Annotated in this window: 8 protein-coding genes and 1 tRNA gene; 2 read left to right on the plus strand and 7 right to left on the minus strand. The window is 35.0% G+C overall.

The annotated features are described in order from the left end of the window. Positions 1 to 69 precede the first annotated feature (69 nt). A complete protein-coding gene (locus tag GTH25_RS09365; protein ID WP_164530515.1) occupies positions 70 to 2,931 on the minus strand; it encodes a hypothetical protein in 2,862 nt (953 codons plus the stop codon). 197 nt (positions 2,932 to 3,128) lie between these two features. Then, the gene (gene ghrA / locus GTH25_RS09370) at positions 3,129 to 4,070 is read right to left on the minus strand and encodes a glyoxylate/hydroxypyruvate reductase GhrA (protein WP_156733483.1); all 942 of its coding nucleotides are present in this window, start codon (positions 4,068 to 4,070) and stop codon (positions 3,129 to 3,131) included. A 314-nt stretch (positions 4,071 to 4,384) separates the two neighbouring features. On the opposite strand from ghrA, the gene GTH25_RS09375 reads away from it, so the two are divergent. Both GTH25_RS09375 and dauA read left to right on the plus strand, forming a co-directional pair. Next, positions 4,385 to 4,472: transfer RNA gene (locus tag GTH25_RS09375), tRNA-Ser, on the plus strand. A 573-nt stretch (positions 4,473 to 5,045) separates the two neighbouring features. Then, positions 5,046 to 6,746: a C4-dicarboxylic acid transporter DauA gene (dauA, locus tag GTH25_RS09380; RefSeq protein ID WP_098942637.1), complete on the plus strand. Its 1,701-nt coding sequence runs from the start codon at positions 5,046 to 5,048 to the stop codon at positions 6,744 to 6,746. Positions 6,747 to 6,891: 145 nt separating this feature from the next. On the opposite strand, the gene GTH25_RS09385 is transcribed toward dauA, so the two are convergent. The 5 genes from GTH25_RS09385 to prfA are packed head-to-tail and all read right to left on the minus strand — an operon-like array spanning position 6,892 to position 11,457. Next, on the minus strand, positions 6,892 to 7,815 hold the full coding sequence (locus tag GTH25_RS09385; RefSeq protein ID WP_164530516.1) for a tRNA modification radical SAM protein MnmL/YtqA: 924 nt from the start codon (positions 7,813 to 7,815) through the stop codon (positions 6,892 to 6,894). 7 nt (positions 7,816 to 7,822) lie between these two features. Continuing rightward, positions 7,823 to 8,677 (minus strand): 3-deoxy-8-phosphooctulonate synthase, encoded by an 855-nt coding sequence (kdsA, locus tag GTH25_RS09390; protein WP_075671017.1) that lies wholly within the window; start codon positions 8,675 to 8,677, stop codon positions 7,823 to 7,825. 56 nt (positions 8,678 to 8,733) lie between these two features. Beyond that, positions 8,734 to 9,543 (minus strand): invasion regulator SirB1, encoded by an 810-nt coding sequence (gene sirB1, locus GTH25_RS09395; protein ID WP_075671142.1) that lies wholly within the window; start codon positions 9,541 to 9,543, stop codon positions 8,734 to 8,736. After that, positions 9,527 to 10,375, minus strand: a complete 849-nt coding sequence (gene prmC / locus GTH25_RS09400; RefSeq protein ID WP_075671015.1) for a peptide chain release factor N(5)-glutamine methyltransferase — start codon at positions 10,373 to 10,375, stop codon at positions 9,527 to 9,529. The genes sirB1 and prmC overlap by 17 nt, the downstream gene beginning before the upstream one ends. Beyond that, positions 10,375 to 11,457, minus strand: a complete 1,083-nt coding sequence (gene prfA / locus GTH25_RS09405) for a peptide chain release factor 1 (RefSeq protein ID WP_075671013.1) — start codon at positions 11,455 to 11,457, stop codon at positions 10,375 to 10,377. The genes prmC and prfA overlap by 1 nt, the downstream gene beginning before the upstream one ends. Positions 11,458 to 11,463 lie beyond the last annotated feature (6 nt).

The following is an 11,463-nucleotide window of genomic DNA, read 5'->3' on the forward strand; positions in this document are numbered from 1 at the left end:
TTAAAAACATAGCACTATAAGGTAGAATCACTATTATTAATTAAACATATAAGACAAATGAATATTTAACTAAAAATAATAGACTGTTGATATGTTATCCAATGTCTTATCATCAGTATCATAATTTATTTTTATTTCACCTTTTATTTGATGATGAATAATTCCTTCTTTATGTTCTAACTTTAATAAAACTAATGGTATTGATTTAACTTTATCCAAGATTTCACTAACAGACATTATATCTATACTATCTAATTTATATTCCATTCTATTTAGTTCTTTATCACAATCATTAAATAAGTTATCTAACTCATTTTTAATATTTTTTAATGAAAAATCTTTATTCTTTTTTATATTATTCATCATATCATCAAATTTACCTCTAGTATTTTTATAAATCTCTTCACTTCTTTTATTTAGTTTATACTTAAAAACAGAATAAGCTTTAAAGCTTTCATTCATGTTCTTTTTCTCTTGTGAAGATAAGATTTCTTTTTTTTGTTTTAAATTCAATAAAAATTGTTGTAATTTACGCTCTTTATTATTTAAACTATTTAAATAATCAGGTTCACTATTCTCAACAAAAGGATCTTTAATTATTTTATCCACCCTTTTTTTATTGGATAACATTTTTAGATAAATGCTATCAAGTTTATTTATATTTTTATTGACATCAATAGTAATAGGATGCTCATCAAATAATTTATCTATTTTTAAGATACGTTTATATATTCCTTTTAAATCTTTTTTATCTTCTTCAAATTCTTCTTTATTTTTTATCTTTTTACTATCAAAAACATTTACATTCAATAAATTATTAATTTTCTTTTGGATCATAAATTCAAAGTTTTTCATTGTAGCAAGTGGAAACCACGTTACCTCATGAGTAGAGCGTGTTCTTGATGGCAAAAACCTCAAATCTCTATAAATATCAAGAAATATCTCAAGTGACTTTAATTCAATTAATGTATCTACTTCATCTACTTTTATTTGTCCATAATCAAGAAACTTATTAATATTAATATTTAATTTTAACAATGATGCGATCATATTTATTCCTACTGCATTTCTTGGTATGGTGACTTCCGTACCATTATTGAGTTCTAGATTCACATCAAAACTAAATTCACTTCTAGCATCAGCAAGTAATCCAAACGATATATTTTTATTATCATTCAATGTCGTATTATTTTCCAGTGTACTTAAATTAAAATTAAGATCTTTATCAATAAAATCTACAACATCATCCAATCCAATTTCGAATGAAAAATTAGATTTCCTTTCATAATTCAAGCTAAGATACGCACTTGCCATTAATGGCGTAGTAACACCATAATCTGTACTATTTTTTTGCCATCTTTTATCATAACCACCAATACCCGCAGATAATCCAGTAGATAAATTTGCTTCTTTTTTATTAATAAATGAAAATTTAACCCGGTTATTTTCATTTTTTGAAAGTATTATTGAATGTGTTTTTGAATAACTTGCTAACAAAAAGGCATTAGCTTTAATTTTAGGAGCAAAACTAAACGCATTTATACCAAAGAAAGCACGAGCATCATTAGCATGTGTAATAGTAATACTGTTTTTTTCTTTTAGATCTTTAATTATAGAATAAAAAGTTTCTCCTTGAGTTTTTCTATTATTAATGCTTTCAAGATGTTTGTTTAATGATTTAAAATATCTTTCTTTATTTACTTTAGCATTATGTAAGGCTTTATATTTATTACTACATGGTGATGTTGACGTATTTGTGAGTTCTTTTATATTAGAAAGAAAACTCCTAAACCCCGGGTCAACACTTTTAGCAATATCTGATACCATTGTTTTATATTCTTTTAGTGCTCGTTGCTGTTTAGCTTTATCTATCCGTATTCTCATATTATCAATTGCAGATGAAAAAAATGGAATATGACGGCTACTAAAATAACTAGGGCTTTGAGAAGAAAATGGTTGTCCTGAATGATATTTATTATAATTATTTTCTCCTACTAATGAATAGAATGATAATGGTGGCTTATTTCCTACTTTTCTATTTTTATATAGATAATCCTCAACTGAAGATATTAAGGAAGTATCTACATAATGCATTCTTGTTTTCTCTCCTTCACTTATATTTACTTGAATTTTATTTCTTATAGGTTTAATTGATTCTATTTTTTCATTATTATTTAGTTCTATATTAAGTTTATATTCTTTACTCCTTGCATCCACTTCATCTTCCGCTAGAATTGCTGGTAAATTAGAAACAAGTATTTCGCCATTTTCTAACCTCACTGTAAAGTCCAAATTTTTCCTATTAAATTTTAATATATTTTCCCCTTGTTTCCATACCATATTATTCACAACAGATAAGTCATGTTCTTCAGTATACTTTGGTATGTATTCCTTATATTCAATATGAATACACTCTGAATCATCACCTAATATATTCTTATTAAAATTATAGTTATATTCAATTTTATCAAACTTTATTTTATATAATTCATTATCCCCTTTTTCATTTCCATTAACATTATCATCAGTTCGTTTAATTCCAATTAAATCTCCATTTGAATCGACATAAATTCCTTTGAATTTTATTAACTTACTATCTTTTTCTTTTATATGAAAACCGTCATACTTAAACCCCTTATTAAAATACTTTTGAATCATGCCCGTAAATAAATCTTTCGGCTCTCCTCTAATTAACAATAATGAACCATCCTCTTCTAATGTAACCCCCATATTATTAAAAACAGTATTATTTGTTGAGCCCAGATAAATATAATTATTTTTATTCATTGAGTTAAAAAACTTTATTCCATTATTTTTTCTAAACTCATTATTACCGTTATTTAAAGAATTTACTTTAGAGTTTTTATTTTCTTTTTCATCACCATAGACACCTGAAGGAACCAGGCTAGCAACAATTATTTTATTAGTCATTTTTCACCTCAACAATTAAAGTTTGAGGTAATAATCAATAAGATAAACTGCAAGAGATATCTATTTATGGACAAATATTTATTACATTATGCAAAAAACAGAAAAAATGTTGTTTTTTGAAAGTCAGGAATAAAAAAAAGGCAATAAACTAAAATTTATCGCCTTTTTCCTAAAATTAAAATATAAATGGAATAAAATTAATAACCACTTTTCATATCAACGACACCAAAAGGGGCTTCTCCCTTTTCAATGCGTTGGATATTTTCAACAATCGTATCCATTGCAATATTAGGAATGGTGAAAGCTGCAATATGTGGCGTAATAGAAACTCGAGGATGTGTCCAAAATGGGTGCATCCCCGCTAAAGGCTCTTGAGCAAAAACATCCAAAGTGGCATCAGCAATATGCCCTTGATCGATCGCTTCTAATAAATCTTGATCAACTAAATGCGCACCGCGAGCAAGATTAATTAAATAAGAAGAAGGTTTCAGCTGTTCAAAAAGAGAAAAATTCAAAATACCATGAGTTTCTGGCGTATAAGGCAATAAATTAATCAACAAATTACACTCTTTGAGAAAATCACTAAGTTGCTCTTTACCATAAAAACTTTCAACATTTTTGATTTGCTTTACACTGCGGCTCCAGCAACGAACTTTGAAACCAAGTTCAGCAAGTTTAATCGCAACACTCCCACCTAAAGCACCAGCCCCTAAAACACCAATAACAAAATCATCATAAGAATGCGCAGGAAGTTGTTTCCATAATCGTTGTGATTGTTGGCGTTTATAATCATCCATTCGACGAAAGTAATACATCACTTTAGCAATCGCATATTCTTGCATTTGAAGCCCCATTCCGGTGTCTTCTAAACGCATAACAGGAACACCTGTTGGTAATGTACCCGGCTTTTGTTGTTCTTGTTTTAAAATAGCATCGACCCCGGCACCTAAGGCAAAAATACCTTTAAGATGATTGCGACTGGCTAACATTTCATAGGGAGGAAGCCAAACCATAGCGTAATCTGCAGGTTGATGATCGCCTGGTTCCCAAATGCGTATATTGGCATTCGGTAAACGCGCCTTCATACCATTGATCCATGTTTCTGCATCAAAAAAAGGATGATAATAAATAATATTCATTTTGCCTTCCTCCAGCATTTTTATCATAGGGTGCGAGGGTTATGTTCCGATTTCAAGTCTCTTTGAATAAGTTGTTAATAAAAATGTTGAGAATGTTAACTAGCTAACGAAAATCTCAATTCTTTTTTTATACACCAACCTATTATCTACTGGTTTGCTACATAATTTGTCTAGCATTTGCACATATTGTTTTTTATTTGACTACTTGATACAAAAGTTAAAGGAAAAATGCATTTAGCTGTTGACGCTTATAAACCTTTTCCCTATAGTAGCGCCCCGTTGAGAGATATTAAGTATATGTCCAACAAAAATATGGTGAGATGTCCGAGAGGCTGAAGGAGCACGCCTGGAAAGTGTGTATACGGCAACGTATCGAGGGTTCGAATCCCTCTCTCACCGCCATATTCTAAGATAGAGCCTAGTTTTTTAACTAGGCTCTATTTTTTTGTCCGAAGTTTCCACCTTCTTAGTCTCGTTTTCTCTTCACTGATTTGTTTATATCCATCAATTCTTCATTTTTTGATGATATTATTATACAACACATTTTTATTTTATTTTTTGCTTAATCGTTTTATTTAATAATTTCTCATCGCTTAATAAGCTTTGATTATTAATTTTAATGAGTTAAAACAACTTATGTAGTTGTTATTTAACTCTATCCGATTTTTATAACGTAAAAAGATTTTTATTACCCTATCTCTGAACGACATTTATTCTAAAATAAAACGCTTTTTATAATTTTAAAATAAATTTAAACTTTATTTTCAAGCAAGCAACAGAATAAATACAATAAGATACATTGCGTTATCTATTTAGGTTAACTTATTAGTTTAATTGATTTTATTTTTACTAAGCTTTAAGATATGCATTAATAATTTGATATATCACATTATTATCAGCGAATAAAAGCGATATCCTCTCTTTTCCTTATCGCCGTTATTCGGCATCTGACTTCTTATTTTGGTTTAATCCTAAATGAAAACTCATAAAGTTAACCGGGTTCGCCCCTTTAGTGCATTTATTGATGCATGTGTAAAAGAGCCTTACTCTTTTGCGCGTTTATTAAAAGATATTATTGCAGGGATCACCGTCGGAATTATCGCGATACCTTTAGCCATGGCTTTGGCAATTGGTAGCGGTGTTCCTCCGCAATACGGTCTTTATACCGCAGCTATTGCCGGTATAGTCATTGCTGTTTCTGGTGGCTCTCGATACAGTGTATCAGGGCCTACTGCCGCTTTTGTTGTGATCCTTTATCCTGTATCACAACAGTTTGGTTTGAGTGGCCTATTGATTGCTACGCTCATGTCTGGCGTTATCTTAGTGGTTATGGGATTAGCTCGCTTTGGTAAGCTTATTGAGTATATTCCTGTTTCTGTAACACTTGGATTTACTTCGGGGATTGCTATCACTATTGCCACAATGCAAGTAAAAGATTTTTTTGGTCTTGAATTAGCGCATGTACCAGAAACCTATATCGATAAAGTGATTGCTCTAGGCTCTGCATTACCGACTATTCATCTTGGTGATACACTTATTGGTCTGACAACACTGTTTGTTTTAATTTATTGGCCTAAGCTGAATTTACGCTTACCCGGGCACTTACCCGCTTTAATCGCAGGTACAGCAGTAATGGGAATTGTGAATATGTTCGGCCATGAGGTTGCAACAATTGGCTCGCAATTTAGTTATATGCTTCCTGATGGAACAACTGGGCAAGGTATTCCACCTATTTTGCCTCAGTTTGTTTTACCTTGGAATTTACCAAGTTCAGGTACATCACTTGAATTAAATTGGAGTACTGTTTCTGCTTTATTACCTGCAGCCTTTTCAATGGCAATGTTAGGTGCTATCGAATCATTATTATGTGCAGTTGTGCTTGATGGTATGACAGGCAAAAAACATCACTCTAATGGTGAGTTAGTCGGGCAAGGTGTTGGTAATATTGTTGCGCCTTTCTTCGGTGGTATTACAGCAACAGCGGCAATTGCACGTTCTGCTGCTAACGTACGTGCAGGTGCAACATCACCTGTTTCTGCTATTGTTCACTCATTATTGGTGTTGCTAACTTTACTTGTATTAGCTCCTTTTCTTTCTTATTTACCTTTAGCCGCAATGTCCGCATTACTGTTAATTGTTGCATGGAATATGAGTGAAGCGCGTAAAGTTATTGATCTTATTCGACACGCTCCTAAAGACGATATTATTGTCTTAGTCTTATGTTTATCGCTCACCGTTCTCTTTGATATGGTTATTGCTATTACTATCGGTATTGTGTTGGCTTCACTGTTATTTATGCGTCGTATTGCCAATATGACCAAAATAACTGAATCTCCTTATACTGATGATGATAAACAATTATTAGTGGTACGTGTTAATGGCCCATTATTCTTTGCCGCCGCTGAGCGTATCTTTAATGAGTTGCGTGATCGTAGTAAAGGTTATAAAACCGTTATTATGCAATGGGATGCAGTTCCTGTGTTAGATGCAGGTGGATTACATGCATTCCAGCATTTTGTCACCGATGTTAAAAATGATACCCATGTGATTGTTTGTGATATTCCTTTCCAGCCTTTAAAAACGTTGGCAAGAGCAAGAGTCACACCAATTGAAGGTACTCTGAATTTTTATCCTTCATTACAAAAAGCACTGGATGATTTGGAATTAATTCAGTAGTGGTTTATATTTTCAGATAAAAAATTAACGCCTTTAATCAATATTAAATAAAGATTAAAGGCGTTTTTAATTATGAAAAATTATAATATTTAATTTAAGAAATTATTAATTTCAACGCTTATTCTTAATATAAAAAATAATTCACTTAATTAGGAATAAACGCATTATCAATCCCGCTTCCTTGCACTCCCTTTTTTAATAAATCTTGATAAAGTGCATTCATTCCCAACCAGTGATTTTCACACCAATCAGGAGCTAATAAGGTGGGTTTTCTAGCGCTAGCACACACTCGGTGATAAATAATTTCAGGAGGAGTATGGCGGATCATCTCACCCGCAGTATAAACATACTGCTCTTGCGTCAATGCATTAATTCGCCCTACTTTCCATGCTTTAGCTATCGTGCTACCTTCAACAATATGCAATGGGTGCAATTTAAGCCCATCAGTACCTGTCTCTACCACACGCTCTAATGTTTGCATATTAAGCAAATGATCTTCTCGTGGCAGCCCGACAATTAGGTGCGTACACACTTTTAAACCACGCCGACGAGCTTCGCGAGTGGTCGCTTGATAACATTGAAAATCATGCCCACGATTAATGTGCTTCAATGTTTTATCATGAGCCGTTTGTAAACCAAGTTCTAACCATACTTCATAGCCTTTATCGCGATAACCTTGCAATAAATCCAATACGCTAACAGGGACACAATCTGGCCGAGTTCCGACACATAATCCAACTATATCCGCTTGTAATAATGCGGTTTCATATAACGTACGTAGATATTCTACTTCGGCATAAGTGCTGGTATAGGCTTGAAAATAGGCAAGATAACGATGCGCACGGTTAATATTTTGGGCTTGTAATGCAATTTGTTCTTCTATCGAATGATATTGTGTTTGCTCATCAGCAAAAGAGGAAACATTACAGAAAGTACAGCCTCCCCGCCCCAATGTACCATCTCGATTAGGGCAGCTGAAACCGCCATGAAGGGTGATTTTATGAATTTTTTCGTGATAACGGCGCTGAAGATCAGCGCCGAACATATTCACAACCGTATGCAGTTGCATAACACTTTTATTTGCTAGTATCTAACTCTGGGAAACTTTTGACTAAGTCATCAATGGCTTTAATTTGCGCTAAGAAAGGCTCTAATTTTGCTAGTGGTAACGCTGATGGACCATCACAACGCGCATTATCTGGATCTGGGTGAGCTTCAAGGAATAATCCAGCAAGACCAACAGCCATCCCTGCTCGTGCTAATTCTGTAACTTGCGCACGGCGTCCACCGGATGCTGCACCAAATGGGTCACGACACTGTAATGAGTGGGTTACATCAAAAATAACGGGTGCACCTTGAGAGGCCTGCATCATGACATGGAAGCCTAACATATCAACAACTAAGTTATCATAACCAAAGTTACTACCGCGATCGCATAGAATAACTTGGTCGTTACCGCCTTCTTTAAACTTATCGACGATATTTCCCATTTGACCAGGGCTTACAAACTGAGGTTTTTTTACGTTGATCACTGCACCGGTTTTTGCCATCGCTTCAACAAGATCAGTTTGACGCGCTAAAAATGCAGGTAACTGAATAACATCAACCACTTCTGATACTGGTTGAGCCTGTGCTGCTTCATGAACATCAGTAATAATTTTAACGCCAAAAGTTTCTTTTAACTCTTGGAAAATTTTCATTCCTTCTTCTAAGCCTGGACCACGGTAAGAGTGGATTGAAGAACGGTTTGCTTTATCAAAAGAAGCTTTGAATACATAAGGAATATTCAGTTTTTGAGTTACAGTGACGTAATGCTCACAAATACGCATGGCTAAATCGCGCGATTCTAATACATTCATGCCACCAAAAAGCACAAATGGCAGGTCGTTTGCTACCTTGATATCACCAATATTCACCACTTTATGTTGCATATTTATCCCTATACTGTTTGTAATGTACTGTGTTAATTAAGTACGTTTCTTAAATTTTAATGTAGAACAATAGGATTTTGTTCTATCGAATGAATTTGGATTTTGATCATCTCTGAAATAGGATCTTCAGGGCATTGCTCAATAAAATAGTTTAAATCAGAAATCGCCACATGGTTGCACTCTAACTGAGCAAAAATAAGGCCACGATCACGTATTTCGTAGGGATCTTCAGGATCAAACATTAACACCGTTTCACTCGCTTTTAATGCTTGCTCCATATTCTTTTCTTCCATTAAAGAAACTTTTAATGTATCCAAAAGTTTACGAATAATAGAACTGTATTCTGATTCTTCTAAATCTGCCTCTAATAATACAGAGGCACCGCCTACATTCCCTTTCAACCAAACTTCTAAGGTATGTTGCGATAGATATTCACCATTTATTGGATTTAAAAATAGCGGTTGTTCATTAGGAATATCTATTCTGATGATAAGTTGTGTAGGAAAAATAACCGGCACTAACGGTAAATTTAACGCTTGTGCGATATAAATAAGAATCGAACCCAGTGAAACAGGAGAGCCTACATGTGTCGCTAATACTTTATCTAACCATAACGTATCAGAAAGACAGTATTTGCCACTTGCTCCACTAAAGTGCCACTGCTTATAAAACAGTTTTAGTAGTGCTTCTATCTGTTCTTTAGTATTTCCTTGTTGCGGAATTTCAGCTTCCGCCTGTTCAACTAACTGCGCTAGTTGATAACCAACAGAAGTGGTTGGAAAATCAGGTCGAATAGCCTGAGAGATAAGGATCATGCCCTTAACTAAAGGGGCTTTATTAAATTCGTAATCAGCTATGGTTTCTATCATAATTCCAACGACCTACTGTCACTCGCTCATTACCGCCATAATCACGGAAAGTTTCCACACAGCAGTAACCCTTATCAATAAAAATATTGCGTACGCCTTCGCCTTGTTGCCAGCCATGTTCCAGTAACACCCAACCATTATCAGTTAAAAACTGACGAGCAGTTTCAATGATAATCTCGATATCAGCAAAACCATTTTTGCCAGCAACTAATGCGGTTAAAGGTTCAAAACGAACATCCCCCTGATGAATATGCTCATCATTTTCATCTATGTAAGGAGGATTACTAATTATCATATCAAATTGATGCCCAGAGAGTGAACTAAACCAGCAACTTTCCATAAATTCTGTGTTGTTTAATGCTAAGTTGGTCGCATTCTCTCGCGCTAATGCCACAGCTTCAGTTTGAAAATCCACACCAATAATATGGCAATCTGGACGTTCTGATGCCATTGCTAACGCAATAGCGCCTGTTCCTGTACCTAAATCAAGAATATGGGTCGGCTCTGAAGGCAGTTTTTCTAATGCTTTTTCAACAAGGCATTCTGTATCTGGACGAGGAATTAATGTTGCAGGTGAGACTTTTAAAGGCAGTGACCAAAACTCTCTTTCACCGACTAAATAAGCAATAGGTTCACCTTTAATACGCCGAGTCAGCAATTGCGATAATTGTGCTAATTCGTCTGGCGAAAGTACCGTTTCATTAAAGGCAATTAAATAAGTGCGGGTACGTTGTGTCACGTACCCAAGTAGAATTTCAGCATCACGTTTAGGGCTGTCACTTTCAATTAATTGCAAGGCTGCTTCACGCAGCCATTGTTCATAATTCATTAATTCGACTCAGAAAGTGCAGAAAGCTGATCCGCTTGGTACTCAGTTACGATAGGCTGAATTAATGGTTCTAACTTTCCTTCCATCACTTCATCTAAGCGATAAAACGTGAGATTGATACGGTGATCAGTTACACGACCTTGTGGGAAGTTGTATGTTCTAATTCGGTCAGAACGGTCACCAGAACCCAACAAGTTACGACGTTCAGAAGCTTCCGCTTCTTGGCGTTTTTGCATTTCAGCCGCACGAATACGTGCACCTAATACAGACATCGCTTTGGCTTTGTTTTTGTGCTGCGAACGCTCATCCTGACATTCCACCACAATTCCTGTTGGAATATGCGTAATACGGATAGCAGAATCGGTGGTATTAACGTGCTGACCACCTGCCCCTGAAGAACGGAATGTATCAATACGCAAGTCGCTTGGGCTGATTTCAGGTAATTCAGCTTCTGGTACTTCAGCTAATACAGCAACCGTACAAGCAGAAGTATGAATACGACCTTGAGATTCCGTTTCAGGAACACGTTGAACACGGTGACCACCTGATTCGAATTTCAATACACCATAAGCGCCATCACCAACCACTTTTGCAATAACTTCTTTGTAGCCACCATGCTCACCTTCGTTAGCATTCATGACTTCAATACGCCAACGACGTGACTCTGCATAACGGCTATACATACGGAATAAATCACCAGCAAATAATGCCGCTTCATCTCCCCCTGTTCCCGCACGAATTTCAAGGAAACAGTTAAATTCATCATCAGGATCTTTAGGCAGTAACAGCACTTGTAACTGTTGTTCTAAATCATCATTTAATGCTTGTGCTTCTTTCAGCTCTTCTTGTGCCATCTCTTTCATTTCAGGATCATCAAGCATCATTTCTGCTGCTTCGATATCGTCTTGCACTTTTCGCCATTGGCTAAAACAAGCCGTGACGTCAGTTAATTGAGAGTATTCTTTTGAAAGCGCACGAAAACGCTCCTGAGAGGCAATAACATCAGCTTCTGACAGAAGTGCCTGAATTTCTTCATAACGCTCTTGTAGAGCTTCCAACTTAGCGACAATAGAAGGCTTCATTCGTAG

Origin of the sequence: Proteus terrae subsp. cibarius (assembly GCF_011045835.1) — a bacterium.
Taxonomy (GTDB): domain Bacteria; phylum Pseudomonadota; class Gammaproteobacteria; order Enterobacterales; family Enterobacteriaceae; genus Proteus; species Proteus cibarius.